The organism is Streptomyces sp. NBC_01116 (assembly GCF_041435495.1).
GTDB lineage: Bacteria > Actinomycetota > Actinomycetes > Streptomycetales > Streptomycetaceae > Streptomyces.
On sequence record NZ_CP108644.1, the window covers coordinates 331,945 to 358,121 of the forward strand.

Here is a 26,177-nt window from a genome sequence, read left to right on the forward strand (position 1 = left end):
CGGCCTGGCGGCCGACCCTCAGATCGTCGCCGTGTCGATCACGAAGCGGTAGCGGACGTCGCTGGCGAGCACCCTCTCGTACGCCTCGTTGATCCGGTCCGCGCCGATCACCTCGATCTCGGCGCCGAGCCCGTGCACGGCACAGAAGTCCAGCATCTCCTGGGTCTCCGCGATCCCGCCGATCGCCGAACCCGCGATCGACTTGTTGCCCAGGATCAGGGAGAAGAGGTTCAGTGAGATCGGCTCTTCGGGGGCGCCCACGTTGACCAGGGTGCCGTCGGTCCGCAGCAGACCGAGGTAGGCGCCGAAGTCCAGCGGGGCGGAGACCGTGGAGAGGATGACGTCGAAGGCGCCGGCCAGCTCCTCGAAGGTCCGCGGATCGCTGGTCGCGTAGTAGTGGTCGGCGCCCAGCTTGAGCCCGTCGTCCTTCTTCCTCAGCGACTGGGAGAGGACGGTGACCTCGGCGCCGAGCGCGTGCGCGATCTTGACGGCCATATGACCGAGGCCGCCGAGCCCGACGACGGCGACCTTCCTGCCGGGGCCAGCGCCCCAGCGCTTGAGCGGGGAGTAGGTGGTGATGCCGGCGCACAGGAGCGGCGCGGCCTCGTCCAGGGCGATGCCCTCGGGGATGGAGAGCGCGAACGTCTCGGCCACGACGATGTGCGTCGAGTAACCGCCGTAGGTGGGCTCGCCACCGCGGTCGAGGGCGTTGTACGTCTGGGTGTTCCCCTCGGCACAGTGCTGTTCGCGGCCCATCAGGCACGCGTCGCACTTTCCGCAGGAGTCGACCATGCAGCCGACGCCGACGCGGTCGCCGACCTTGAACCGGGTGACCCCGGAGCCGGTCTCGGCGACGATCCCGGCGATCTCGTGGCCGGGCACCATCGGGAAGATGCCCTCGCCCCAGCCGTCGCGGGCCTGGTGGATGTCGGAGTGGCAGATCCCGGCGAACTTGATGTCGATGAGGATGTCGAACTCGCCCACCGGGCGGCGTTCGATCGTGGTGCGCTCCAGCGGGGCCTTGGCACGGGGAGCGGCGTAGGCGGCAACGGTGGTCATGCCGGAGGTTCTCCTCTGGGTGATGCGGTAGGAACGTCTCCCAGCATCACGCCGCGACGGATGTTTACCCAGGTCACCGCTTTGCCTACGTCCAGTGTTCCTACTACTGACGGGGACAGGCTCCGGCCCCTGCGAGCTGGAATCACAGGAATAATGGAGACCATGGACGATCGACCAGAGGCCGCCGCCCCCGAGCCGCTGGACGGGCGCGCCGAGCTCAGCGAGTTCCTGCGCACCCGGAGGGCCAAGCTCCAGCCGGGTGACGTGGGACTTCCGGAGTTCGGCCGGCACCGCCGGGTGCCCGGTCTGCGCCGGGAGGAGCTGGCGCAGCTGGCCGGGGTGTCCGTGGCGTACTACACGCGTCTGGAGCAGGGCAACGGGCGCAACGTGTCGGCCGAGGTGCTCGACGCGATCGCGCGTGCGCTGCGGCTCACGGACGCCGAGAGCGCGCATCTGACCCATCTGGCCAAGCCCGCCCGGCACAAGCGGAAGCGCCGCCCGGCCCGGGTGCAGCGCGTGCGGAAGGGCGTGCTGTACCTGCTCGACAGCATGGACGGTATCCCCGCGTACGTGACCGGGGCGCGCTCCGACGTGCTGGCCTGGAATCCGATGGCGGCGGCGGTGTTCGGCGACTGGGGCACGCTGCCGCCGGGTGAGCGCAACTGGGCGCGGCTGGTGTTCCTCTCCCCCGCCTACCGGGACCTGTTCGTGAACTGGGACTCCAAGGCCTCGGACATGGTCAGCTATCTGCGGCTGTACGCGGGCTGCCATCCCGACGATCCGGAGCTGTCGGCGCTGGTGGGCGAACTCTCGGTCAAGAGCGACGAGTTCCGGCGACTGTGGGCCACGCACAACGTCAAGGAGAAGGGGCACGGCGTCAAGCTGCTGCGGCATCCGCTCGTCGGGGAGCTGACCCTGTCGTACGAGACGCTGAACCTCCCGGACGACGAGGAGCAGCACCTGGTGACCTACCACGCGGAGCCGGGCTCGGAGTCGGCCCAGGCCCTGCGTCTGCTGGCGAGCTGGGGCGCGGACGCGGGCCGGGCCGATGTGATCAGTGAGGCGGGCCGGGGTCCGGCCGGCGAGCGATGAGGACGAACTCCCGGCCGGGGCGGTCGGGTGCGCCGCGCACGTCACGTACGACGAACCCCCGCGCCGTCAGGTCCGCCTCGGCCTCCTGACGTTCTCGGAAGCGCAGGGTGGAGTCGGAGGTGAGGACCTGCCCGTCGCCCCGGAACACATAGGTCCAGCGGAACGACACGAGCGGTCCGACGACCTCGGTCACCTCGACCCAGCTCTCGACGGGGCCGACGCCGGGGATCTCGGTGACCCGGTGGGAACTCTCCCGGTTCCACGCCTCCCAGGCGCGCCGGGCCGGATCCCGGGTCTCGAAGACCAGATGCCCGCCGGGCCGCAGCGCCTCGTGGGCGCCGCGCAGGGTCGCCTCCCAGTCGGCCGGGTCGACGATCTCCTGCGCGACGTTGGCCGTCATGGTGACCAGGTCGACCCGCAGCGGCGGCAGGGCCGCGGCGTCACCGCGGATCCAGCGGACCCGGTCGCCGCCCGGCTTGGCCCGAGCCACGTCGAGCGAGGCCCGGGCGGGGTCGACCCCGACGACCTCGATGCCACGGCCCGCCAGCAGCAGGACGAACACGCCCGTACCGCAGCCGATGTCCAGCACGCGCCGCGCACCGAACTCCTCGGCGAGGCGGACGTACGGTTCCAGGTCGCCACGGTCGGGATCGAGCGGGTCGTAGAGAGCGGCCAGCCGGGGATGCACGAAAATCTCGTCAGTCATGCGCCGGAGGGTAGGGGATGCGGCGGAAGCCGGAAACGCGTACGCGGAGATCGGTAAGCATCGGACCTACCCGCCGGTATTCGTTATCGAGAAACGGAAGAATGCGACAGATGCCCGCCGTATCCTTTTCCGACCACGGCTCACTCGCGTGCGAAAAGGGTGACCGGAAAAGGAAATATGTGCATCGTCGCGCTTATCCGCGGCCCGCAAGGCGCCTTGGCGTTTCCTTGACCCGCACAGCGGCCCTATTCGGGCGCGAACGCCGCCGCGTGCTCGGCCGACCAGACGCGGTACGGCCGCGCCGGACGGCCCGTCAGTTCCTGGATCGTGGGCAGCACGGCCGCCTTGGCTCCCGCCCGCTGCCGCTCCGCGCTCTCCAGGAAGGCCTCCGCGACGGGGGGCGGATACTTCGCCAGCAGGGCCGTGCGCGCGGCGGCCACATCCAGTTCCTCGAAGCGCAACGGCCGCCCCAGCACCCGGGAGAGCTGAGCCGTCTGCTCGCGCGCGGTGATCGCTTCCGGGCCCGACACCGCGTACGCCTTGCCCTCGTGCCCCGTACCGGTGAGCACGGCGACGGCCACCGAGGCGACGTCGCGCGGGTCGACGCACGCGACCGGAGCGTCGCCGTACAGGGCGCGCACCACGCCCGCCGACCTGATGCCGCGGGCCCAGGACAGCGTGTTGGACATGAACGTCCTGGGGCGCACGAACGTCCACGGGACCCCCGAGTCCCTGATCGCCTGTTCGTTCCCGCGCTGGAGCCGGGTGATGAAATCGTCGGCGCCCGGCTCCTCCACCGCCATCATGGACAGCTTGACCAGGTGGCGTACGTCCGCCGCGGCCGCCGCCGCGGCGACCCGCTCGTCGTCGGGCTCCGTGGGGCTGTTGGTCACCAGGAACACCGAGGAGACACCTCGCAGGGCCCGGTCGAGAGCGGCGCGGTCCGCGTACTCCCCCTCGACGACCTCGACCCCTTCTCCCCGTACCGTGAGCCGCTCGGGACGGCGGGCGAGAATCCGCACGGGGCCGGCCGCCGCCAGTTGTCCGGCCACCTCACGGCCCACCACTCCGGTCGCACCGGTCACGAGAATCATGCGGGACACCTCTCAGCCGTCGGCCCGGGGACCGGACAGAACCGTGGAGAACACCGGTTCGCCGTCCTGATGGCCTGTCACCTGGACCGTCACCGTATCCTCGTCCGTTTCCGGGAGGACCACCGCCCCGATCCAGCACGGGCTGCCGAACTCGGCGTACCGGTGGAACCGGGTGCGCGCCTCCGCGGGAACGATTCCGGCGGGTCCCGCCGCGAGGTACGCCGCCTGGCGGGCCGCTTCCAGCAGCAGCATGCCCGGGACATGGTCGTTGGGCCGCTGGAACAGGGTGGGGTGCCGGGTGTCCACGCGCAGTTCCCAGACTCCGTCCTGCCCGGACTCCGAGAGCACCACGTCCTCGACGCGGGCACGGCCCGCCCGCGCGGCCGGGACCGGCACGGTCTCCGGTAGGGATATCCCCTCGGCGGGCACCTCGCCGCGTATCCGCCTGTACGCCTTGGGAGTGCTGAACCGGGTCATCCCCATCCCCGTCGCGGCGAGCCGGCCGTCCCGGTGCACCGCCCAGCCGACACGTCCCTGCGCCGGGAGTCCGCCCCGCCACCTCAGGTCGGAGCAGTACACCTCCACGTCGATCTCGGTGGGGACGCCCCCGACCGCCAGGTGCTCCTGATGGCAGACGTAGTCCAGTCCCGTCATCAGGAACTGGTAGCCGAGCGGGATCCCGTACCCGGCGTGGAAGGCGAGCATGGCCGCCTGCCGCATCGCCTCCGCGACGAGCAGCGGATCGTGCCGGTCCTCACCCACCGGAGCGAAGAACGGATGGTCGTGCGGGAGAACCGCCCCCACCGAGAACCGGTCGTGCCCCAGGCGTACCCAGTTCCGCGGAAAGGCGTCCTCCGGCCTGGTCCGGTGCACCATGTCGATACCCACGGCATGCACCACCTCGGCCTCCGCGTCCATAGTCGGCACCGGATCGATCAAGACTGCTGCTTCGGGCATAACTCCCCCCAGGGGTCATGTAGTGGCGAGCCGTTCCTGCGATGCGCGTACTGGTAGGACAAGATACAGAATAATCACTTTTTCTCCACGCCTGGGCGGGGCCCCACACCCACCCGGCCGTTTCCCGGACCTGCGCGGGAATCCGCGAGGCGGCGGCGGAGGTGTCCGGGAAATGCATCTGCGGGGCGAGACGAGTGCCGGAATTCCCGAAAGGGCCGACTGCGCGAAAGGCGGTATCCGCTCTCTTTTCCCGCGCGCCTATCAACCCGGCTCAAGATGCCGAGCGCGATCGGGCACACCTCGTCCAGGGCGAGAGGGGCGGCCCGTTGCGCGCTTCCCATGGCACCGATCCTGTCGAAAGACGGCGATCACGGCATCGTACGCCGGGCGTGCGCCCTCGCCCCTGGACGCGTGGAGGGTCCAGGGAGGCCAGAGGCCCTGGGCCCAGGGCCCTGGAGACGGTCAGAGGTTCAGACGTTCAGGCGCTCAGACGTTCAGCGCCAGCTTCGTGCCGAGGCCGATCATCATCACGGCGACCAGCCCGTCCAGCACCCGCCACGCGGAGGGCCGCGCGAGCACCCCGCTCAGCAGCCGGGCGCCGTACCCGAGCGCGGCGAACCAGCACACGCTGGCGAGGATCGCGCCGAGGCCGAAGATCCAGCGCGACGGCCCCCGGTCGGCGGCGACGGACCCGAGCAGGAACACGGTGTCGAGGTAGACATGCGGGTTGAGCCAGGTCATCGCCAGGCAGGTCAGCACCACGCCCCGGCGCGAGGCGGCCGGGGCGTCCCCCGCGTGCAGGGCCGACGGACGCAGGACCCGGCGCGCGGCGAGCAGGCCGTAGCCGATCAGGAACAGGCCGCCGAGCAGCCCCACCACTGTCAGCGCCGACGGCCAGGCCACGACGAGAGCGCCGACCCCGGCGACCCCCAGCGCGATGAGCACCGCGTCGGACAGGGCGCAGATCCCGACCACGGCGAGCACGCCGTCGCGGCGGACGCCCTGGCGCAGCACCAGGGCGTTCTGGGCTCCGATGGCGACGATGAGCGAGAGGCCGGTGCCGAAGCCGGCGGCCGCGGTGGTCAGGGCGTTCGTCATGCGGCCGACGCTACGGAGCGAGGAAAGCCGGTGTCCAGCTAAAGATTCTTACGTATCATTAACAGTCATGATGTCCGAGCTACCTCTCGACCAGGTGCGCACCCTGCTGGCCGTGGTCGACGAAGGCACCTTCGACTCGGCGGCGCACGTCCTGCGGCTGACCCCGTCGGCCGTCAGTCAGCGGGTGAAGGCGCTGGAGCAGCGCACGGGCCGCGTGCTGCTGATGCGCACGAAGCCGGTGCGGCCCACCGAGTCCGGTGAGGTGGTGGTGCGCTTCGCCCGCCAGCTGGCCAGGCTGGAGCACGACGCGCAGGCGGCGCTCGGGATGTCCGGGCCGGGCGAGCCGACGCTGCTGCCGATCGCGGTGAACTCCGATTCCCTGGCGACCTGGTTCCTGCCCGCCCTGCGGCGCGTGCCGGAGGAGTCGGGGCTCTGTTACGAGCTGCGCCGGGAGGACCAGGACCATACGGCCGCCCTGCTGCGGGAGGGGCTGGCGATGGCCGCGGTGACCTCGTCGCCGGAGGCGGTGACGGGCTGCTCGGTGCGACGGCTGGGCCGGATGCGGTATCTCCCGGTGGCCAGCCCCGGTTTCGCCGACCGGTGGCTGGGGCGGCGGGAAGGCACAGCCTTGCGTGAGGTGATCGGCGACGCCCCGGTGATCGGCTTCGACCGGCGCGACGACCTCCAGGACGCCTTCGTGCGCCGGCTCGGCCGGGCCCCCCGGGCGAGCGACCGGCGCCACCTGGTGCCCACGTCGGAGGGGTTCGCGAACGCCGTGGCGTCGGGCATGGGCTGGGGCATGGTGCCCGAGGTCCAGGCGGAGCCGTTGCTGAGCAGCGGCCGGCTGGTGCGGCTCACCCCGGACCACACCGTGGACGTCCCGCTGTACTGGCAGCAGTGGAAGCTGGAATCGCCCGCCCTGGCGGCCGTCGCCGAGGCGGTGGCGGCGGAGGCCGCCGAAGCTCTCGACAACGGCGACCGGCCGGACTGACCGCCTCGTCGGCCCGACGGGCCGCCTCGGTACGGGCGCGCGCTACGCCTTAGGATGGCGGGTCTCTCCCCCCGGAAATGAGATCGGAGGCATCCTCCCCGTGCGTGTGCTGCTGGTGGAGGACGACGACGACCTGCGGGACGTGATCACGTCCGGGCTGCGGGACGGCGGTTTCGCCGTCGACAGCGCGTCGGACTGGCCGGAGGCGGACGTGCTGCTGCACGTGACCGCGTACGACTGTGTGGTGCTGGACCGGATGGTGCCCTCCGGCGACACCCTCGCGCCGTTGGAGGGCCTGCGCCGGGCCGGCTGGTCGGTGCCCGTGCTGTGCCTCACCGCCCTGGACTCCCTGCACGAACGGCTGCGGGGACTGGAGAGCGGGGCGGACGACTACCTGGCCAAGCCGTTCTCGATGCGCGAGCTCGTCCTGCGCGTGCGGGGCCTGAGCCGACGGGCGCCGGTCCGGCTCCCCTCGTTCCTGGGCTGTGCGGACGTGGTCATGGACGTGGCGCGGCACGAGGTGCGGCGCGGTGGTGTGCTGCTGTCGCTGAGCCCGAAGGAGTACGCCGTGCTCCAGCAGCTCCTCGTCCACCGGGACGCCGTCGTCAGCCGCACCGGGCTGCTGGAGCACTGCTGGGACGAGATGGCCGACCCGGTCTCCAATGTGGTGGACGCCGTCGTCGCGGGACTTCGGCGCAAGCTCGGCTCCCCCGGCCTGGTGCACACCGTGCGCGGTCAGGGGTTCCTGCTGTCGGCTGAGCCGGGGCCGTCCTGATGGCTGAGCCGGTACGGCCCCGTCGCTCCCCGGCCCGGAGACGGCTGCACCGGCTGCGGCTGCGGCTGACCGCCGCGTACACCCTCATCACCGTCGCCGGGCTGGCCTGCCTGTCCTGGCTGGTGATCCGTACCGACGACCGGGCGCGCCTGGACGCCGAGTACGACGAGATGCGCCGCCGGGCGTCCGTCGCGGCCTCGCTCGTCTACTACGAGGACGGCCGGATCCGTCTGGACGGGCTCGACGACGACGAGGCGACCTCGGGAACTCCGCAGGTCCTGGTGCTGGAGGGGCGGCCCGGCGGTGATCCGGCCACCGTGTTCCGGGGCCGCACCGCGCAGTTCGCCGTGCGGGACACGGCGATCCGAGCGGTGACCCGTACGGCGATGGACGAGGAGGGGCCGGTGCGGGCCGGGGCGCGCGACCGCACGGGAGAGCCCGTGCGTCTGCTGGCCGTGCCCTTCTACGACGACGCCACCGACGAGGTGGCGGGCGCGGCCGTCGCCATCGGCGACCCCGCGCGCGGGGCGGCCGAGCACCGCAGCCTGGTCCTCTCCCTCGTCGTCGGGGCCGGTGCGCTGACGGCGCTGGCCGCGCTGACCGGGCATGTGCTCTCCGGGCGGAGCATGCGGCCGGCCTGGGAGGCTCTGGAGCAGCAGGAGCGGCTGCTGGCCGACGCGGCGCACGAGTTGCGGACCCCGGTCGCGGTGATGCGCGGATCGGTGGAGGTGGCCGCCGCCGCTCCGGGCGGGCTGGAGGCGCATCTGCCCCGGATCCGGAGGGCGGCGGACCGGATGGCCGACGTCGTGGAGAACCTGCTGGCCCGGGGGCGGTTGGAGGCCGCCGTGGACGTCGTACGGGCGGAGCCGCTGCGTCTGGACCAGCTGGTCGAGGAGGTGTGCGCGGAGGTGGCGGAGGGCGGGAACGGCGTGGAGTGGCGGCTGGAGGAGTCGGTGGTCGACGCGGACGCCGCGCTGGTGCGGGTCGCGGTGCGCAATCTGCTGGACAACGCGGTGCGGCACGGTCGGGATCCCGGCGCGCCGGAGCGGGCCGGGCTGCTGGTGACCGTACGCGGTCCGGAGGTGTGGGTCGCCGACCGTGGCCCGGGAGTGGATCCGGCCCGGCTGCCGGAGCTGACGGAGCGGTTCAGCTCGCCGGGCGGGGGGACGGGGATCGGCCTCTCGCTGGTACGGCGGATCGCGCAGGCCCACCGGGGGTCGCTCACCGTCCGGGCCCGGCCCGGCGGCGGCGCGGAATTCGTCCTGCGGCTCGCGCCCGACCGGTCGCGGCGGGGCCGGGGGCGCGGCACCGCGCGGACGCTCACGATTCGCTCATGATCGGCCGTCCATGATGGCGGGGCAGGTTCCGAAGTCCACGCACGGGAGTCACGTATGTCCCAGCACGCCGTCCGTCCGTTCCTCCGCCGCCGAAGCACGCTCGCCGCTCTGGCCGGCGGCGTCGCGGTCGCGACGGGAGCGGGACTGCTCCTGTCCCACGCCTTCGGCTCGGGGTCCGCGGACGAGGCCGCGCCCGAGGTCGTGCCGCCCAGGGCCGATGTGGTCTTCGACTACCAGATCGGCGGCGCGTACACCCCGCCCGCCGGGGTCGGCGCGGTCTCCCGCGACCGTGGCGACGAGCCGGCCGAGGGCCTGTACAACGTCTGTTACGTCAACGCCTTCCAGGCCCAGCCCGACGCGCTGGGCTGGTGGGAGAAGAACAACCCCGACCTGTTGCTCCGCGACGGTGACGGCGGCCCGGTCAAGGACGAGGAGTGGGACGAGGCGCTGCTCGACACCTCGACGGCGGACAAGCGCACCCGGCTGGCGGACATCGTCGGGGCCTGGGTCGACGGCTGTGCGGAGTCGGGTTTCCAGGCGGTGGAGCCGGACAACCTCGACTCCTACGAGCGTTCCGAGGGCCTGCTGACCCGGGCGCACAACGCGGCGTTCGCGAAGCTCATGGCCGACCGGGCGCATGCCGCGGGGCTGGCGATCGGCCAGAAGAACACCACCGATCTGCTGGAGCGGCGGGAAGCGATCGGGTTCGACTTCGCCGTCGCCGAGGAGTGCGGCCGGTACGACGAGTGCGCCGACTACGCCTCCGCGTACGGCGACAGGGTGTTCGTCGTCGAGTACACCGACGACGACTTCGCGAAGGCGTGTTCGTCCATGGGGGCGAAGGTCTCGATGGTGCGCCGGGACCTCGACGTCCGGCCGGCCGGACGGCCGGGGCACGTGTTCCGCGCCTGCTGACGGACCGCCCGGGGCAGCCGGGGCTCAGGCGGTGTCCGGTGGGTGGGCGCAGACGGTGAAGATGCCGCCGTCGGGGTCCCTGATCACCGCTTCGGTTCCGTCGGCCGATGAGTCCACCGGCGGGTCGGCCGTGCCACCCGCCGCGCGGGCCGCCCCGGTGGCCGCTTCCAGGTCCGCGACCGGGAAACGGACGTGCCAGCACGGGCGCAGCAGGGGATCGGGGGACGACGCGTCGCCGCCCCCGCGAAGGGTGGCGACGGTGCGGCCGCCCTGCCGTACGACGACCGCGTCCTGCTGGTACGCGTAGCCGACCTCGCAGCCGCCGGGTTCCTGCGAGGCCCAGCCGAACACCTCGGCGTAGAAGATCGCGCAGTCGAAGGCGTGGCCCGTCCGCAGTTCGAGGGAGGCGGGCGGGTTGTCGCGGCCGAACGACCAGGGAGGGGTCCGGCCTTCCCAGAAGCCGAAGGCGGCTCCTTCGCGGTCGGCTGCCACGGCTCCCCGCCCGGGGCCCAGCCGGATCGGGCCGACGGCGATGGTGCCGCCCCGTTCGCGGACCCGGGCCGCCGTGGCGTCGACGTCGTCCACGGCGAAGTACGGGGTCCAGGAGACGACCGTGGGCAGACCGGGGGCGATCTGCCCGATCCCGGCGACGGGCAGGGCGTCGACGTGGGCGACGGTGAAACCCTCGCCCAGGGTGCCGGAGCGGAAGGTCCACCCGAGGACGGTCCCGTAGAAGTCCTGGGTCGCCCGCAGGTCCCGGGTCATGAGACTGACCCAGCACGGAACGCCGTGCACCGGGGTGCTCTGCTCTGCCGCGGTCATCGGGATCCGTCTCCTCGTCCCCGGTGGTGAGCTGCCGGACGCGGACGCCGGTCCGGCGGGTGGGCCTGGCCGGTCACCGGCCGTCGCAGGCCGGTGCGCTCCGTGGCGTCCGACGTCCTCCGGAGCTGCACGCCTCCATACCTACGCCGCCGGGGTCGCGCGCGCCACCCGGGCCGCGTCCCGCAACGGAGCGGAGGGCACGCCCCGGCCGCCCCCGGACGGGGCCGCCGTGTCAGTGCCCGGTGGCAGACTGCCCGCATGACCGCCTCGCAGCCGAAGGCTGACCTCCAGCGCTATCTGCAGTCCGCTCGTGACGCCCTGCTGTGGAAGCTCGAAGGGCTCTCCGAGTACGACGTCCGCCGCCCTCTGACGCCGACCGGAACCAATCTCCTCGGGCTCGTCAAGCACGCCGCGGGGGTGGAGCTGGGCTACTTCGGCGAGACGTTCCGGCGGCCGTTCGGCGAGGCGCCTCCCGCCTACGCGGACGACGCCGAGGCGAACCAGGACATGTGGGCGACCGCCGACGAGTCGCGCGAGGACGTCCTCGCCCTCTACCGCCGGGTCGCGGAGCACGCGGACGCCACGATCGCCGAGCTGCCGCTCGACGCGGTCGGGCACGTCCGGTGGTGGCCCGACGGGCGCAACCGGGTGACGCTGCACCAGATCCTCGTTCATGTGATCGCCGACCTCCAGCGGCATGCCGGCCACGCCGACATCGTCCGGGAGCTCGTCGACGGGACGGTGGGGCTGCGGTCCGGCACCGACAACATGCCGCCGGGCGACCGCGCCTGGTGGGAGGAGTACCGGCAGCGCCTGGAGCGGGTGGCGCGGGAGGCCGGGTAGCCGCTCCCCCTGATCACGCCGGGCCGTTCAGCGCCGCGCCGGTGCCGCCGGTTCGCCGAGGTGGTGCGCGGCGGTGCGCCAGGCGGCGGTGACGGCTTCGTGGGCCGTGGCGGTCGCCGCCCCGACCTCCGGCGGGAGATGCAGCGGGGCGCCGACGTGGACGTGGAGCCGGGGGCGGCGGGCCGGGGCGGTGAGGAGCCCGGAGATCTGCTTGACGCAGCGGCCCGAGGTCACCCGGCGGGCTCCCGCCTGGCCGAGAGGCACGACGGGCGCGCCGGACGCGTGCGCGAGGCGGGCGAGGCCGCTGCGGAAGCTCTCCGGCGGGGCCTCCGCCGCGTCCGTGCGGCAGGGCAGCCGTCCTTCGCCGTAGATGAGCAGCCGGCGGCCGTCCCTGAGCGCGACGGCCGCCGCGTCCAGGGCGGCCGCGGCCCGGTCGGTGTTCCGGTGCACGGGCACGTGGCCGCCGCGTTCCAGGAGACGGCCGAGTACCGGTATGCGCCACAGTCCCGCGGTGGCCATGACGACGGGTTCGACGCCGAGGCGCAGCAGTGCGGCGAGGACGATGCCCGGGTCGGCCAGGGAGGTGTGGTTGGCGACGATGATGCTGCCGACGGCCGGGGCCGTGGCGTGGTCGGAGGTGACCGTGAGGCGTCCGAGCGAGGGGACGACGGTGGCGGCGATACGGCTGAGCACGGTTCTCCCGGGGTTCGGCGGGCGAGGCCGTCCTGGTGACGGCGGTGCGGGGTCCGCCGTTCCCGGCTTCGCCCGCCACACCCTCATCGTCGTGGCGGCCGGGGCGCGGGGCCTGAGTGCGGGTACTCAGGCTCCCTGGTCGATCGCCCCCGCTTCGCGGCGCTCCCGGGGTGCCGGGACGCCCGAGCCGTGTGCGGCGCCGGTTCAGCGGGCCAGCCACACCGCCGTGTCCCGGGGCAGCCTGCCTTCGGCGTCCAGGGGGCCGCTGCTGAGCAGGACCTCGGTGTGGGCGGGGAGCCGGGCGGGTTCCTCGGCGAGGTTGACGGCGCAGACCAGCCCCTCGCCGCGGGCGAACACCAGGAGGCCGGGTTCGTCGCTCAGCCAGCGCAGTGGTCCGGTGTGCAGCGCGGTCAGGGTGCGCCGCTGTCGCAGGGCCTCGCGGTAGAGGGCCAGCATGGAGTGGGGGTCCCGCGCCTGGAGGTCGGCCGCGCGGGCCGGCCAGTCGGCGGGGAGCGGGAGCCAGGGTTCGACGGTGGAGCCGAATCCGGCGAACGGTTCGCCGGCCGCCCAGGGCAGCGGGGTGCGGCAGCCGTCGCGGCCGGGGGCCCGCCCCTGGGAGCGGAAGTACATGGGGTCCTGGATGCGGTCCAGCGGTACGTCGGCCTCGGGCAGGCCCAGTTCCTCGCCCTGGTAGAGGTAGACGGAGCCGGGCAGGGCGAGCGAGAGGAGGGCGGCGGCGCGGGCGCGCCGGGTGCCGAGCTCCAGGTCGCTGGGGACGCCGAACGCCTTGGCCGTGAAGGCGAAGCCGGTGTCCTCGCGGCCGTAGCGGGTGACGGTGCGGGTGACGTCGTGGTTGCAGAGGACCCAGGTGGCGGGGGCGCCGACGGGGGCGTGTTCGGCGAGGGTCTCGTCGATGGCGCGGCGCAGGAGCGTGCCGTCCCAGGGGCAGCTGAGGAAGGTGAAGTTGAAGGCGGTGTGCAGTTCGTCGGGGCGGAGGTAGCGGGCGAAGCGCTCCGAGTCGGGCAGCCACACCTCGCCGACGAAGATGCCGCCGAACGCGTCGGCGATGGCCCGCCAGCTCCGGTAGATGTCGTGCAGCTCGTCCCGGTCGACGTACGGGTGGGGCCCCCGGTGCCCGTCGAGGTCCGGGAGCGCCGGGTCCTTGGCGACGAGGGCGGCGGAGTCGATGCGCACCCCGGCGACGCCGCGTTCGAACCAGAAGCGCAGGACGTCCTCGTGCTCCTGGCGTACGGCCGGGTGCGCCCAGTTGAGGTCGGGCTGCTCGGTGGCGAAGAGGTGGAGGTACCATTCGCCGTCCTCGACACGTGTCCAGGGCACCCCGCCGAACTCGCTCTCCCAGTCGTTGGGGGGCAGTTCGCCGTGTTCGCCGCGGCCGGGCCGGAAGTGGAAGAGTTGGCGCTCCGCGCTGCCGGGGCCCGCCGCCAGGGCGGCCCTGAACCAGACGTGCTGGTCGGAGACGTGGTTGGGAACGATGTCGATGATGGTCCGGATCCCCGCCTCGCGGGCTTCGGCGATGAGCTTCTCGGCCTCCGCGAGGTCGCCGAAGGAGGGGTCGATGGCCCGGTAGTCGGCCACGTCGTATCCGCCGTCCGCCATCGGGGACAGATACCAGGGGGTGAACCACAGGGCGTCGACGCCGAGTTCGGCCAGGTAGGGCAGCCGGGACCGCACGCCCGTCAGATCGCCGGTGCCGTCGCCGTCGCCGTCGGCGAAGCTGCGGACGTAGACCTGGTAAATGACGGCCGAGCGCCACCAGTCGTCGGCGGCAAGCTGGCTGCCTTCCATAAGGCGGGTTCCTTTCGGGCGGGGCGCGGTCGCCGGCGAGGTGTGGGCCGGTCCGCGCAACAGAGGGCGGGAGGTTCTGACGCCGCCGCCCCGGAGCGGGGCGGGAAGGCCGGGGGCGGCGGCGGGTCCGGGCGGGCGGCGCGGGCGGTGCCGTCCGGCGTGGTCAGCCTTTTGTGCTGCCGGCGCCGATCCCGGCGATGATGTGCCGCTGGAAGACGAGGAACATCAGGACCATCGGGATGCTCGCGATGACCATGGCCCCGATCAGCACGGTCAGCGGCACGTTCTGCGAGAGCTGGACCAGGGCCACGCTGATCGGCTGCTTGTCGGTGTCGGAGAAGACCATCAGCGGCCAGAGGAAGTCCTGCCAGACGGCGACCAGCGCGAAGATCGACACGACGCCGAGGACGGGGCGCGACAGGGGGAGGACGATGGACCACAGGGTGCGGAGCCTGCCCGCCCCGTCGATCTCGGCGGCTTCCAGGACATCGCGCGGGATCTGGTCGAAGAACCGTTTGAGCAGGTAGAGGTTGAAGGCGTTCGCGACGGCCGGCAGCCAGATGGCCAGGGGGTCGTTCAGCAGGTTGACACCGATCAGCGGCATGTCCGCGATGGTGAGGTACTTCGGTACGACGAGGGCCTGTACGGGGACCATGAGGGTGGCGAGGATGCCGCCGAGGATGATGTTGCCGAAGGCGGGCTTGAGCTTGGACAGGGCGTAGGCGGCGGCCGTGCAGAAGACGATCTGGAGCACCCAGGCTCCGGTCGCCTGGACGACCGTGTTCCACAGGTGGGTCGGCAGCCGCATCAGGTCCCAGGCGTCGGTGTAGCCGCTCACCCGCCACTGCTCGGGGACGAGGGTGGGCGGGGTGCGCCCCACTTCCTCGGGCGGTTTCATCGCGCCCGTGACCATCCAGTACACGGGGAAGAGGAATGCGAACGCGAAGAGCAGGACGACGAGGGCGAACACCGACCAGTAGGCGGCCTTGCCGCGTCGTCCGGCGAGTGCCAGCGGCGAGATGACCGTACGGGAGGACCGCTCGGCCGGGGCGTCGGCTGACTTCCCGGCGCGGACGGCGGGCGGTTGCTGTACCGGGGGCGGAGCTGTCCGTGTCATGGCGGGCGACGCTCCTCTCAGTCGGTGCGGGTGAGTCGCAGATACAGGGCGGAGAAGGCGCTGAGCACCAGCAGGAGCATCACGCTGAGGGCGGACGCGCCGCCGAAGTCGTTGTAGAGGAAGGCGTACTTGTAGATCAGGTAGAGCACGGTGACGGTGGAGTTCTCCGGGCCGCCGCCGGTGATGACGAACGGTTCGGTGAACACCTGCATCGTCGCGATGACCTGGAGGAGCATCAGCATCAGGATGATGAAGCGGGTCTGCGGGATCGTGACGTGCCGGACGCGCTGCCAGACGGACGCGCCGTCCAGCTCGGCGGCCTCGTACAGCTCGCCGGGAATGCCCTGGAGGGCGGCGAGGTAGATGAGGACGGTTCCGCCCATGTTGGCCCAGGTGGCGACGAGGACGAGCGAGACGAGCGCGGTGTCGGCGCCGTTGGTCCAGTTCGACGTCGGCAGGTGGAGGAAGCCGAGCACCTCGTTGGCCAGGCCCGCGCCCGGATCGTAGAACCACTTCCACAGCAGGGCGCTGACCACCGGCGGGATCATCACCGGGAGGTAGACGACGACCCGGAAGAAGGCCTTGGCGTGCCGCAGTTCGTTGAGGACGAGTGCCATGACGAACGGGACGGCGAACCCGATGACCAGGGCGAGCACGGTGAAGGTGAGGGTGTTGCGCCAGGCGGCGGCGAACTCCGGGTCCTGGAAGACGCGGGAGAAGTTCGCGGTGCCGACCCATTCGGGGTCGGAGCCGGGGGTGTACTTCTGGAACGCGATGATCACCGACCGGACGGCCGGGTACCAGGAGAACAGGATGAAGCAGAGCAGGCCGCCGATCAGGAACCCGTAGGCGGTGGCCTGGTCGGCGATCTTCCTGCGCAGCGGGCCGAGGGGCCCGCGGCCCGCTGCGCCCGCGTCCCCCGCAGGAGGCGTCGTGACGGCGGACCGCGGCCTCGCGGGCGCTGCGGGTCGGGACGTGGTCTTCATGGCTCGCTCAGCCCCGGGCCAGGATTCCGTCGATCTTGGCCTGCGCGTCCTTCAGCAGGGCGTCGATGTCGGCGTCCTTCTTGGTCAGGACCGCCGAGACGGCGCCGTCGAGGACCGCGTAGATCTGCTGGCCGTGCTTGGGCTCCAGCTTCATGTCGAGCTGCTGACCCCCGTCGATGAAGGCCCGGTAGTTCTCGACCGGGACGTTGGCGGACGCCTTCTTCAGCTCCTGGTCCTTGGCGTCGGTGGCGCCGGTGAACAGGCGCGGCTCGGGCAGACCGACCGGGGACTTGTCCTCGGCGGCGCGGGCGTAGTCGTTCATGTAGCCCTGGCCCGGGGTGAGGAAGGTCCACTCCAGCCACTTGAGGCCGGCCTCGATCTGCTCCGGGGTGGCCTTCTTGTTGAACATGTAGCCGTCGCCGCCCATGAGGGTTCCCTTGCCGCCCGGCATCGGGGCGAAGGCGAGGTCCTCGTACGTGCCGCCGGCCTCCTTGACGATGCGGGGGACGTTGTCGGGGGCGGCCAGGTACATCCCGAGCTTGCCGGAGCCCATCATCTGGAGGGTGTCGTTGATGATGAGGAGCTGCTTGGCGCCCATGGAGTTGTCGCGCCAGCGCATGTCCTTGAGGTTCTGCAGGACGGCCTTGCCCTCGGGGGTGTCGACGGTGGCCTTCTTGCCGTCCTCGCTGACGACCGCGCCGCCCTGGGAGTAGATCGAGGCGGTGAAGTGCCAGCCGCCCTGGTTCTGGGCGCTGTACTCGGCGAAGCCGACGGTGCCGTCGCCGAGGGCGGCGATCTTCTTGGCCGCCGCCTGGACCTCTTCCCAGGTGGCGGGCGGCTTGTCCGGGTCGAGTCCGGCCTTGGTGAAGAGCGGCTTGCTGTAGAGCAGGCCCATGGAGTAGTTGGTGCGCGGGATGCCGTAGATCTTGCCGTCGACGGTGTAGGCGTCGCGCAGGGGCCGGGCTATGTCCTTGTAGGCCTTGAGGTCCTTGACGTACTCGGTGATGTCCGCGGCCTGGTTGATGGAGACGACGCGCTCGGTGTCGGTGAAGTACGTGTAGAAGACGTCTTCCATCTGGCCGCCGGCCAGCTTCGCGTCGAAGGTCTTGGGGTCCTGGCACGGGAAGGCGTCGTGCGCGGTGACGTCGATGTCGGGGTTCTGCTTCTCGAACGTCTTGACGTCCTCGTCGAACCGCTGGTGGTCGATCTTCGCACTCGGCTGGGGCCAGCAGTTGACCGTGATGCGCGTCTTGCCGTCCGCGGCGCCGTCGTCCTCGGCGCCGCAGGCGGCCAGGCCGGTGACGGTCAGGACGGTGGCGACGGCGGTGACGCAGGTGCGACGAAGAACAGAACTTCTCATCGGTGGACCCCTCTAGGGCAGGAGTGCGGGAAGCCCACAGCCCCGAGCTGTGCGGCGAGCCACACTCAACCACCGCCGACGAATGTCCGCAAGATGTCACGTTGATTTCGTAAATCTTTGACAGCCCTTGCCCGGAACGGACCCCGGTGGCTGACGAAACCGCGGAGAAGCGTGGTGTCGGGACGTCGTACACGATGTCGCCCGAGGGCCGCGGACGCCGCGTGGGACCGGGGCACGGCCGGACCGCCAGGCAGACGGAAACGGCGGGCGGCAGGAGCTTCGGGGCGGGAGGGGCGCGGCAGCCGTCGACGGGTGCCGCTCGGCGGGACGCACGGCACTCGCAAGCGCCGCCCGCGCGGGGGCGGCGAGCAGGGGCGGCGAGCCGGGGGGGGGGGCAGCCGCGACGAGGGCGGGCCACCACGGGAAACACGGGCGGGAACCCGCCCGGAGGGGCGCAGGCCCGGCCGGGGGCGCCCGCCGCTCCGGCCCTGCGGCAGCGCCGCCCCTCGGCGGCCGGCTGGGAGCGCTCTCCACGCGGCTGCGTGGACCGCTCGCCGAAGCACGGCCGCCGGGCGGTCGCGGCGGGTGGGCCGGGGGGCCGCGGCGGCGTCGGGCGCGAATGTCGGACGCCCGGCCTTCCGCGGCCTCACCCGGTTCCCCTGACGACGGCTCTTCAGCAAACCATCGCGTCACGAACGCAAGAATATGGCAATAGTTGCAGGACGTTTATCGTCCCGTGATGGACATGTCCGCCCGGAGGCGGCTGCGACCGGGGTTCCGGCCCGCGGCCCGGGCCCCACTCAGCGGGCGGCGGCGGCCGTCCGCACCGTGCCGAAGTCGATGGCGCGGCCGGCTTCGCGCAGGACTTCCTCGGCCACTCTGCGTACTTCGGCGGGCACGTCGCCGTGCTCCTCCACGAGGCCGGCGTAGATCGGTGCTTCGGTGCTGTCTGCGGAACTCATACGGTTTTTCCCCGTCGGTCTGGTGCGAAAAGCCCCTGCCGGTCGGCGGAGGCGGGGGCGAGTGTACGTGGTGGGCGGCGGCGCTCGCGATTCCATTCCGGCGCGCGGACCTCGCCGTACCTGCTGGAACAGCTCCCCGCCCCGGCCCCGGAGGGCGCGGGGCGGCGGCTCCGTCACCGCCCGCGCCGGCCCGTGCCGAGGTGCCGCACGGGAAAGCCCGCACGGGCGGCGAGCGCGGTCAGCTCGTCGGCACGGGCCGCCCGCAGGCCCACCACCGGATAGCAGTCGGACTCGATGTCGAGGACGGCCAGCGCAGCACCGGTCTCCCGGTAGCGGCGGCCGCAGGCGTGCAGGAACTCCTCGGTCGGCAGGAGCGTCTCCTCGGCCTCGAACAGCACCCACGGGTCCACGGAGGGCCGCGACTCCAGCTTCCGCAGCCGGGCCCGGATCTCCTGCGCGTCCTCCTTCCAGTCGAACTCCGCGAGCAGACCGTGTGTGTCGAGCGCGTCGATGAGCGCGATCCAGGCGAGGTCGTCCACCGGCTCGTCGATGCCCCGGTCCGCCAGGCGGCCCTCGAAGGCGTTCACGTAGTCGTGCGGGCGGTCGTGGGCGCGCAGCACTTCCTCGGCCACGGCGGGGTGCGCCGGGGCGAGCAGGGAGGCGATCTCGGCCAGGGCCGCGCGAACCGCGTCGGCGTCGTGCGGGTCGGACATGTCGTGCTCTCCTCCGGGGAAGCGGGATCGGGCCGGGAGCGGGATCGGGCCGGGAGCGGGCGCTCGCGGCGGATCCGGCAGCCGGGGAACGGAGTGGAACGGCGCCGGGCCGGGACGTGCTCTAGGCCATGTCCGCCGATGTGCTGTCCGCCGAGCGCCGTCGCCGGGCCTCGGGCAGGGGGCGGTGGCCCTCGGTCCACTCGTTCACCCAGCCGCAGCCCGAACAGGCGTACCGCCCGTCGAGACCCGCGATCAGGGTGCCGCAGCGCGCGCAACCGATGTAGGTGATCTCCGGGTGCTCCATGGCCGCTTCGTCCGGGGAACGCCGCTCCGGGCGGGGTGAGGCCGTCATCGTCCGGCGTCCGTTCCCGCGGCGTCCAGCAGGATCCGGGCGAGCTCGGCCGGCTGCGAGAACATCGGCCAGTGCCCCGTGTCCATCGTGACCAGCCGCCACCGCTCGCCCGCCAGCAGCTCGGCCACCTCGGGGCTCGGCTCGGGCCGGTCGAGCAGGCAGGTGATGTACGTCGCGGGCAGCAGGCCCAAAGGACGGGTCAGGACGGCGGGATCGGTGAGGGTGGCGCCGGGGTGAGGTGACGCGCCGCCGAGGAACCGGGCGAGCTGCTCCTCGGAGAGGCCCTGGTCAGCGCAGTCCGCGGCGGCAGGCGGCGGCCAGAAACCCCCGTTGGCGGCGATCGCGGCCTCGACGGCGGCCCGGCCGTCCGGCCGGCCGGAGACGAAGGACTCGCCGTCGGCCGGAACGCTGGAGTCGACGAACACGACGCTCGCGAGCCGGTCGCCGATCCGCTCGGCGGCCTGCCCGACCGGAATGCCCGCGTAGCTGTGGCCGACCAGCACCACGTCGCGCAGGCCGAGGCGCTCGACCTCGTCGACGATGTCCTGGACATGCGTCTGCTGCCCGGCCGCCGCTTCCTGCTTGTCGGCGAGGCCCGACAGGGTCAACGGGTGGACCCCGTGACCGGCCGCGCGCAGGCCGGGCTCCACGTCGCGCCACGCCCACGAGCCGAGCCAGGCCCCTGCCACCAGTACGAATTGCGTCATGCCAGCAACGTAGCGCAGGGGTACGACAGTGCCTCCCGGCCGCGGTCGGGTCCGCAGCGGCGGCGGCACGGGGCCTCGGGGCGCAGGCACGCCACACCCTTTCGATCCAAGCGACTTGCCGATCGGAGAGGATGCATTGTCGGCCGTTTCTGACTGCTTTTCGCTATGGACGGAGACGGTGGACCACGGCGAGGCAGGATGTCCCCCGTGATGGGCAACCTCCCCGTCGTGACGACCAGCTTCGTCGGACGCGACAACGAACTGGTCGGCGTCGAGCGGGCACTTCGAGACCATCGGCTGGTCACGCTCACCGGCCCCGGCGGGGTCGGCAAGAGCCGGCTGGCCCTGCGCACCGCCGAGCGCGCCCGGGACCAGTACGCCGACGGCGTCTGGTGGGCCGACCTCTCCCATCTGCACGACGCGCAACTGCTCGCCACCACCGTCTGCGACGGCGTAGGACTCCTGGACCACAGCCCCCGCCGGCCCCTGGCCGCGCTGGCCGAATGGCTGTCCGGCCGCCGTCTGCTCCTCGTTCTCGACTGCTGCGAGCGGATCGTCGGTCCCTGCGGACAGCTCGTCTCCGAACTGCTCTCCTCGGCACCGGGGTTGACGGTCCTGGCCACCAGCAGGGAGCCGTTGGGAACGGTGGACGAGACGTGCGTCGAGGTGCCCCCGCTCTCCGTGGGCGACGACGGTGACGAGGCCGTCCGGCTCTTCCACGAACGCGCGGCCGCCGTCGCCCCGGGCCGCTCGCTCGACGACCCCGGGAGCGCGGCCGCCGCCGCCGAGATCTGCCGTCGGCTCGACGGGATACCGCTCGCCGTCGAACTGGCCTGCGTCCAGCTCCGCGAGAGCAGCGCGCAGGAGATCGCCGGGCGGCTGGCCTCCCGGATGGAGGAGCTCACCGACGACACCCTCTGGCCCCGCCGCCACCGCGCCCTGCGCACCACGATCGGCTGGAGCCACGAGCTCTGCGCACCGCTGGAGCGACTGCTGTGGGCGCGGCTCTCCGTCTTCCGCGGCGTCATCACGTCCCCGGAGGCGGAGGCGGTGTGCGCGGGCGGGCCGCTGGACGCCGGGGCCGTCGCCCCTGCCCTGGAGCGCCTGGCCGACCAGTCCGTGCTCAGGCGGACCGGGAACGGCTACCGGATGCTGGACACGCTGCGCGAGTACGGGGCGATGTGGCTGGCGGAGCTGGGGGAGGAGGCGCTCCTCTCGGACCGGCACGCCCGGCACTTCGCCCATGTCGCCGTCCAGGCGTACGCGGGCTGGCTCGGGCCCTCGCAGGTCCTCTGGTACCACCGGATCGCCGACACCCACGCGGACCTGTGCGCGGCCCTGGACCACCTGCTGGCCGAGGACCCGGAGATGGCGATGGAGATGGCCGGGTGCGCGGGCCTGTTCTGGAGCTGCTGCGGTCATCTGCACCAGGCCCGCGCGTATCTGGAACGGGTGCTCGCCCTGCCGCTCTCCGCCGGTCCTCACCGCACCCGGGCGCTGTGGGCGCTGGGCATCACGCTGACCCTCCAGGGCGACCACGAGGCGGCCCGCCGCACGGGCGAGGAGTGCCGGGCCGCGGCGGACCGCGACGAGGACCCCGAGGCGGTGCTGCTCGCGGCCCACTCCGTGGGCTTCACGTATCTGATGATGGGCCGGCCGCTCACCGCGTACGCCGTCAGCGACCGCGCGCTGAGCCACCACGACGGCGACCCCGCCGACGCGCCCTCGCAGCTGCGCTGCCGGGTGATACGCCTGTTCGCGCTGTCGGCGCTCGGACGGCTCGACGAGGCGTACGAGGAGGCCCTGCGGCTCCAGCGGATCAGCCTGCGCTTCGGCGAGCACTGGGCACGGGCGTACGCCGATCACCAACTCGCCCTCATCCACCTGCTCCAGGGCCGTCCGCGCCATGCCGAGAGCCACGCGCGCGCGATGCTCGCCAGCAAGCACGAGCTCCATGACAGCCTCGGGATAGCGCTCGGCCTCGATCTGCTCGCCGGTTCCATCGCCGCGCAGGGGAACGGGGTGGCCGCGGCCCGTGCCTCCGGTACCGGACACTCCTACTGGCGCATGATCGGCCACCCGCACCGGGGCACCCCGGAGCTCGGGGCGATCCGCGAGCAGTGGGAGCTCCGGGCCCGGCAGGTCGCGGGCGACTCGGCGTACGAGCGGGCCTACCGGCGCGCCTCGGCCGACGACGCCGAACGCGGCCTGGCCCACGCGCTGGAGCGCGGGCATCCCGGATAGCCGGAGCAGCCCGGCGGCCGGACGGCGGGGTGGGCGCCGGACACTGCGTCGAGACAGCACCTAGCATCCCCGTATGACGTCCATCAGCCGGCTCCGAGCCGACCACGCCGAGGCTCTGCTCGCCTTCGAGCGGGAGAACCGGGCCTACTTCGCCGCGTCCATTCCCGACCGCGGCGACGACTACTTCGCCGCGTTCGCCGAACGCCACCGCGAGCTGCTCGCCGAGCAGGACGCGGGGCTGCACCACTTCCACCTCATCGAGGACGACGACGGCGGCGTCCTGGGCCGGATCAACCTCCTCGGGGTGCGGGAGCATTCGGCCGAGCTGGGCTACCGGATAGCCGAGAAGGCCGCGGGGCGCGGACTGGCCACCTGGGCGGTCCAGCAGGTCTGCGCCCTGGCGGTCCGGGAGTACGGGCTCACCGCGCTGCGCGCGGAGACGACGCTGGACAACACGGGATCCCGCGCGGTGCTGGCGCACTCCGGGTTCGAGCCGCTGGAGGACGTCATGTTCGGCGACCGCCCCGGGCGCCGGTACGTCCTGGATCTGAGCGCGGGCGCTCCCCCGGCCCGCTGAGCTGCGCCGCTGGAGGATGCGGGGGGCGTGGAGCGCGGCGGTGACCGGAGCACAGCCCGGCACCGGCGGTGTGGCGGTGATCGGCCGGATGGTCTACCTCGGGGGCAACCCCCGCCCGGTCGCCCGATGCTGGGGCTCGCGGGAGCGGACGCCACCGCTCCGCCCGACGCCCACCGCCTTCAGGAGGCCCCCGTGCCCGTACGTACCCGTCCTGACGTTCCGCTCCCCCGCCGTCGGCCCCGGCGGCGAAGAGCCGTCGTCGCGGCCCTGGCGGCCGCATCGCTCGCCGGGCTGATGACCGGCCCGGCCCACGCGGGCGGCGACGGGGGCGACGGCCCGCACGGGCCGGACGACCCCACGCTGCGGCGGAAGCTCCAGGCGCTCGTGGACACCCCGGGCGGGCCGCCCGGCGCCATCGCCGTCCTCACGGCGAACGGCCGGAGCGAGGTGTACCGGGCGGGTACGTCGCAGCTCGGCACCGGGCGTCCGCCCAGGACCACCGACCACATGCGGATCGCGAGCGTGGCGAAGGCCTTCAGCGGCTCGGTCGCCCTGCAGCTGGCCGAGCGGGGCGCGCTCGGCCTGGACGACACGATCGGCCGACGGCTGCCCCGGCTCCCCGCCGCCTGGCACCGGGTGACGCTCCGCCAGCTCCTGAACCACACCAGCGGACTGCCCGACTACACCGAGGCCCCGGCCTTCATCGCCGAGCTGACGGCCGACCCGCGGCGGCGCTTCGACTCCCGCCGACTGCTGGACTACGTCGCCGGGGACCCTCTGCGATTCCGGCCGGGCTCGGCGTACCACTACTCCAACTCCGACAACATCGCCGTGGCACTGATGGCCGAGGCGGTCACGGGGCAGCGGTACGAGAAGCTGCTCGCCGAGCTCGTGTACCGGCCGCTCGGCCTGCGCGCCACGAGCCTCCCGCCGGGCTACCGCCTCCCCGATCCCTATCTGCACGGCTACGCGGTGGACCCGCCGGACGCGCCGGAGGACGTCAGCACGGCTCTCGGCACGTCGGGCATCTGGGCGTCGGGCGGCATCGTCTCCACCCCCCAGGACCTGGGAGGCTTCATCCGCGGCTACGCCGGCGGGCTGGGTCTCGGCCCCGAGGTCCGCCGGCAGCAGCTGTCCTTCGTGGCCGGCAGCTCCGAGCCGGCCGGCCCGGGGCGCAACAGGGCCGGTCTCGCCGTGTTCTCGTACGCGACGCGCTGCGGCACCGTGTACGGCCACACCGGCAACCTCCCCGGCTACACGCAGCTGGCCGCGGGGACCAAGGACGGCAAGCGGTCGCTGACCGTCTCCCTCACCTCGCAGGTGAACAGCACCACGAACCCCCGCCTGCTGGCCACCCTCCGCGAGCTCCAGGAGGACTTCGTCTGCCGGCTGCTCGACCGCCGGAAGCAGGGCGGCGCGCGCTAGGTCCTGTCGCCGAACTGCCGTCGTCGCCCGAAGGGCGGCCCTGCGGGGTCAGGTGCGTGCTCCCGGTGTGCCGGGGGCGGGTCCTCGTACGGGACGTACTCGGGCCTGTGCCCGGTGCGGCGGGAGCGCGTGCACGGCGCCGCGGGGCAGGCGGCAGTTCCGACGACAGGACCTAGAACGGCGGGAAGGGGTACGCCGGGCATCCGGCGTACCCCTTCGCGGGTCGGGCAGTCATCGTGGTCGGGCGGGCCCGCGGTCAGTCGTTGTCGGTCTCCTCGCGGACGATGGCGTCGGTCTTCGCGTCCACGTCGAAGGTCGTCTTCTTCCAGTCCGAGCCGACCACGTCCACCTGCCAGACGACGCCGTCGCCGCTCTCGTTGTCGTCGAGGCCGACGGAGGTGACCGTCCCCTTCTTCTTCTCGGTGGCGACCTTGGCCGCCTGCTGCGGGGTCTGGGTGGCCTGGGCGAGCCGGTCGGCCGTCTGCTTCTTGTCGTCCGCGTCCTGATCCGCGTCGACCCGGGCCTCGATCACCTTGCCGTCGACCGCGTTGATCCGGACGGTGTGGACCGTGCCGTCCTTCTCCGCGACCTCCGCGACCCAGACCGGGCCCTCGGAACCAGGGCTCGCGCTCGGGCTGGACGTGCCGGTCCCGCTCGGGCTCGCGGACCCCGTCGGACTGGCCGAGCCGGACGGGCTGCCTGATCCGGTCGGGCTGGGGCTCTGGTCCCTGTCGTCGTCGTCCACGCCCTCCAGGTCCAGATCGACCAGTTTGCCCCCGGCCACCTCGCCGGCGGCGGTGGTGGCGGCGTCGTCGAAGGTGACCTTCGTGGCGTCCAGCACCTTCTTCCGCTCTTTCTGGTCCTCGGTCAGCTGGGCACTGGCCGAGGGTGATGTCGTCTGCTTCTGGGGGACGACCTTCGCGGCTTCGGAGGTGGCCGTGCTCGTCGCGCTGTCCGAGCTCTGACCGCATCCGGCCATCAGAACGGCCGTCGCGGCGGCCATGCCGAGGGCGCCGACCGTCTTGAGGGTGCGGGAACGGGAGGAGGCACTGTTCATTCGTCGAGGCTCAAGTCTCATGTACGCATGCCTAGCCCTCCACACCATCGGTCATGTTGTCGTACCGGGGAGTCACCCGATCGACCGGGCAGGTCCGCCCGTTGGCCCTCGCTCCCCGGGCGGTCGACGCCTGGGTGCGAAACAATGGCGGCAGGGCCGTATTCTCCGCGCCCGGCCGGGAGGCCGTCATGGACCACATGGTGCACACCGAGCGTTACGAGCTCATCTTCCAGCTGTCCGGCGCCGCGGACGACGTGGTCCGCGTCCGGCTCACCGACCGGCTGGGCGCCGGCGGATTCCCGGTGTACGAGGACGAGACGGGGATCGTGCGTGCCGAGATCAGCGACCGGGGCGAGGTCCGCATGCTCGCCAGCGGAGGCCACCAGGTCCCCGGCACTCCCCTGCTGGCCCGGCCCCTGAGCGAGGACGCACCCCGAACGCCGTGACCGTACCCGCAGGGCGGGGCGCACCGCGCGTGGTGCGCCCCGC

At 72.6% G+C, this 26,177-nt stretch carries 26 protein-coding genes; 10 read left to right on the forward strand and 16 right to left on the reverse strand.

Annotated elements, in window-relative coordinates:
* Window positions 1-18 precede the first annotated feature (18 nt).
* Entirely contained in the window at window positions 19-1,059 is a 1,041-nt protein-coding gene (locus tag OG245_RS01325; RefSeq protein ID WP_371621681.1) for an NAD(P)-dependent alcohol dehydrogenase, read from the reverse strand.
* A 162-nt stretch (window positions 1,060-1,221) separates the two neighbouring features.
* On the opposite strand from OG245_RS01325, the gene OG245_RS01330 reads away from it, so the two are divergent.
* Entirely contained in the window at window positions 1,222-2,151 is a 930-nt protein-coding gene (locus tag OG245_RS01330; RefSeq protein ID WP_371621682.1) for a helix-turn-helix domain-containing protein, read from the forward strand.
* On the opposite strand, the gene OG245_RS01335 is transcribed toward OG245_RS01330, so the two are convergent.
* The 4 genes from OG245_RS01335 to OG245_RS01350 form a co-directional block, all read right to left on the reverse strand.
* Window positions 2,114-2,857, reverse strand: coding sequence for a class I SAM-dependent methyltransferase (locus OG245_RS01335; protein WP_371621683.1), 744 nt, complete (start codon window positions 2,855-2,857; stop codon window positions 2,114-2,116). The genes OG245_RS01330 and OG245_RS01335 overlap by 38 nt on opposite strands.
* Before the next feature lie 245 nt (window positions 2,858-3,102).
* Complete coding sequence (locus OG245_RS01340; RefSeq protein WP_371621684.1) at window positions 3,103-3,951, reverse strand: NAD(P)H-binding protein; 849 nt, start codon at window positions 3,949-3,951, stop codon at window positions 3,103-3,105.
* 12 nt (window positions 3,952-3,963) lie between these two features.
* Window positions 3,964-4,908, reverse strand: coding sequence for a ScbA/BarX family gamma-butyrolactone biosynthesis protein (locus tag OG245_RS01345; protein WP_371621685.1), 945 nt, complete (start codon window positions 4,906-4,908; stop codon window positions 3,964-3,966).
* 486 nt (window positions 4,909-5,394) lie between these two features.
* Complete coding sequence (locus tag OG245_RS01350; RefSeq protein WP_371621686.1) at window positions 5,395-6,006, reverse strand: LysE/ArgO family amino acid transporter; 612 nt, start codon at window positions 6,004-6,006, stop codon at window positions 5,395-5,397.
* A gap of 67 nt (window positions 6,007-6,073) precedes the next feature.
* Here OG245_RS01350 and OG245_RS01355 point away from each other — a divergent pair, with 67 nt between their 5' ends.
* The 4 genes from OG245_RS01355 (at window position 6,074) to OG245_RS01370 (ending at window position 10,024) form a co-directional block, all read left to right on the forward strand.
* On the forward strand, window positions 6,074-6,997 hold the full coding sequence (locus OG245_RS01355) for a LysR family transcriptional regulator ArgP (RefSeq protein WP_371621687.1): 924 nt from the start codon (window positions 6,074-6,076) through the stop codon (window positions 6,995-6,997).
* A 100-nt stretch (window positions 6,998-7,097) separates the two neighbouring features.
* Window positions 7,098-7,772: a response regulator transcription factor gene (locus tag OG245_RS01360; protein WP_371621688.1), complete on the forward strand. Its 675-nt coding sequence runs from the start codon at window positions 7,098-7,100 to the stop codon at window positions 7,770-7,772.
* Entirely contained in the window at window positions 7,772-9,109 is a 1,338-nt protein-coding gene (locus OG245_RS01365) for a sensor histidine kinase (RefSeq protein ID WP_371621689.1), read from the forward strand. The genes OG245_RS01360 and OG245_RS01365 overlap by 1 nt, the downstream gene beginning before the upstream one ends.
* Window positions 9,110-9,163: 54 nt before the next feature.
* Complete coding sequence (locus OG245_RS01370) at window positions 9,164-10,024, forward strand: endo alpha-1,4 polygalactosaminidase (protein WP_371621690.1); 861 nt, start codon at window positions 9,164-9,166, stop codon at window positions 10,022-10,024.
* A 24-nt stretch (window positions 10,025-10,048) separates the two neighbouring features.
* Here the strand turns inward: OG245_RS01370 and OG245_RS01375 are convergent, their stop codons facing one another.
* Window positions 10,049-10,846, reverse strand: coding sequence for a VOC family protein (locus OG245_RS01375; RefSeq protein ID WP_371621691.1), 798 nt, complete (start codon window positions 10,844-10,846; stop codon window positions 10,049-10,051).
* Between the two features lie 258 nt (window positions 10,847-11,104).
* On the opposite strand from OG245_RS01375, the gene OG245_RS01380 reads away from it, so the two are divergent.
* Complete coding sequence (locus tag OG245_RS01380) at window positions 11,105-11,689, forward strand: DinB family protein (RefSeq protein WP_371621692.1); 585 nt, start codon at window positions 11,105-11,107, stop codon at window positions 11,687-11,689.
* A gap of 27 nt (window positions 11,690-11,716) precedes the next feature.
* Here the strand turns inward: OG245_RS01380 and OG245_RS01385 are convergent, their stop codons facing one another.
* The 9 genes from OG245_RS01385 to OG245_RS01425 all read right to left on the reverse strand — a co-directional run bounded on the left by OG245_RS01385 (window position 11,717) and on the right by OG245_RS01425 (window position 20,385).
* Window positions 11,717-12,382: a lysophospholipid acyltransferase family protein gene (locus OG245_RS01385; RefSeq protein ID WP_371621693.1), complete on the reverse strand. Its 666-nt coding sequence runs from the start codon at window positions 12,380-12,382 to the stop codon at window positions 11,717-11,719.
* A 204-nt stretch (window positions 12,383-12,586) separates the two neighbouring features.
* On the reverse strand, window positions 12,587-14,188 hold the full coding sequence (locus OG245_RS01390; RefSeq protein ID WP_371621694.1) for a glycoside hydrolase family 13 protein: 1,602 nt from the start codon (window positions 14,186-14,188) through the stop codon (window positions 12,587-12,589).
* Window positions 14,189-14,351: 163 nt separating this feature from the next.
* Window positions 14,352-15,305, reverse strand: coding sequence for a carbohydrate ABC transporter permease (locus tag OG245_RS01395; protein ID WP_371621695.1), 954 nt, complete (start codon window positions 15,303-15,305; stop codon window positions 14,352-14,354).
* 17 nt (window positions 15,306-15,322) lie between these two features.
* Window positions 15,323-16,291, reverse strand: coding sequence for a carbohydrate ABC transporter permease (locus OG245_RS01400; RefSeq protein WP_371621696.1), 969 nt, complete (start codon window positions 16,289-16,291; stop codon window positions 15,323-15,325).
* Window positions 16,292-16,298: 7 nt separating this feature from the next.
* A complete protein-coding gene (locus OG245_RS01405; RefSeq protein ID WP_371621697.1) occupies window positions 16,299-17,651 on the reverse strand; it encodes an ABC transporter substrate-binding protein in 1,353 nt (450 codons plus the stop codon).
* 800 nt (window positions 17,652-18,451) lie between these two features.
* Entirely contained in the window at window positions 18,452-18,613 is a 162-nt protein-coding gene (locus OG245_RS01410; RefSeq protein ID WP_179889959.1) for a hypothetical protein, read from the reverse strand.
* A 173-nt stretch (window positions 18,614-18,786) separates the two neighbouring features.
* Entirely contained in the window at window positions 18,787-19,326 is a 540-nt protein-coding gene (locus OG245_RS01415) for a DUF6630 family protein (protein WP_371621698.1), read from the reverse strand.
* A gap of 121 nt (window positions 19,327-19,447) precedes the next feature.
* On the reverse strand, window positions 19,448-19,678 hold the full coding sequence (locus OG245_RS01420) for a hypothetical protein (protein ID WP_371621699.1): 231 nt from the start codon (window positions 19,676-19,678) through the stop codon (window positions 19,448-19,450).
* Window positions 19,675-20,385 carry an alpha/beta fold hydrolase gene (locus tag OG245_RS01425; protein ID WP_371621700.1) on the reverse strand — a complete coding sequence of 237 codons (711 nt, stop codon included), beginning with the start codon at window positions 20,383-20,385 and terminating at the stop codon, window positions 19,675-19,677. The genes OG245_RS01420 and OG245_RS01425 overlap by 4 nt, the downstream gene beginning before the upstream one ends.
* Before the next feature lie 210 nt (window positions 20,386-20,595).
* On the opposite strand from OG245_RS01425, the gene OG245_RS01430 reads away from it, so the two are divergent.
* The 3 genes from OG245_RS01430 (at window position 20,596) to OG245_RS01440 (ending at window position 24,631) form a co-directional block, all read left to right on the forward strand.
* Entirely contained in the window at window positions 20,596-22,629 is a 2,034-nt protein-coding gene (locus OG245_RS01430; RefSeq protein ID WP_371627774.1) for a regulator, read from the forward strand.
* A gap of 73 nt (window positions 22,630-22,702) precedes the next feature.
* On the forward strand, window positions 22,703-23,206 hold the full coding sequence (locus tag OG245_RS01435; protein WP_371621701.1) for a GNAT family N-acetyltransferase: 504 nt from the start codon (window positions 22,703-22,705) through the stop codon (window positions 23,204-23,206).
* 126 nt (window positions 23,207-23,332) lie between these two features.
* Complete coding sequence (locus OG245_RS01440; RefSeq protein ID WP_371621702.1) at window positions 23,333-24,631, forward strand: serine hydrolase domain-containing protein; 1,299 nt, start codon at window positions 23,333-23,335, stop codon at window positions 24,629-24,631.
* Window positions 24,632-24,887: 256 nt separating this feature from the next.
* Here OG245_RS01440 and OG245_RS01445 read toward each other — a convergent pair whose 3' ends face one another.
* Entirely contained in the window at window positions 24,888-25,688 is an 801-nt protein-coding gene (locus tag OG245_RS01445; protein ID WP_371621703.1) for a PepSY domain-containing protein, read from the reverse strand.
* A gap of 197 nt (window positions 25,689-25,885) precedes the next feature.
* On the opposite strand from OG245_RS01445, the gene OG245_RS01450 reads away from it, so the two are divergent.
* Window positions 25,886-26,134: a DUF6296 family protein gene (locus OG245_RS01450; RefSeq protein WP_371627775.1), complete on the forward strand. Its 249-nt coding sequence runs from the start codon at window positions 25,886-25,888 to the stop codon at window positions 26,132-26,134.
* Window positions 26,135-26,177 lie beyond the last annotated feature (43 nt).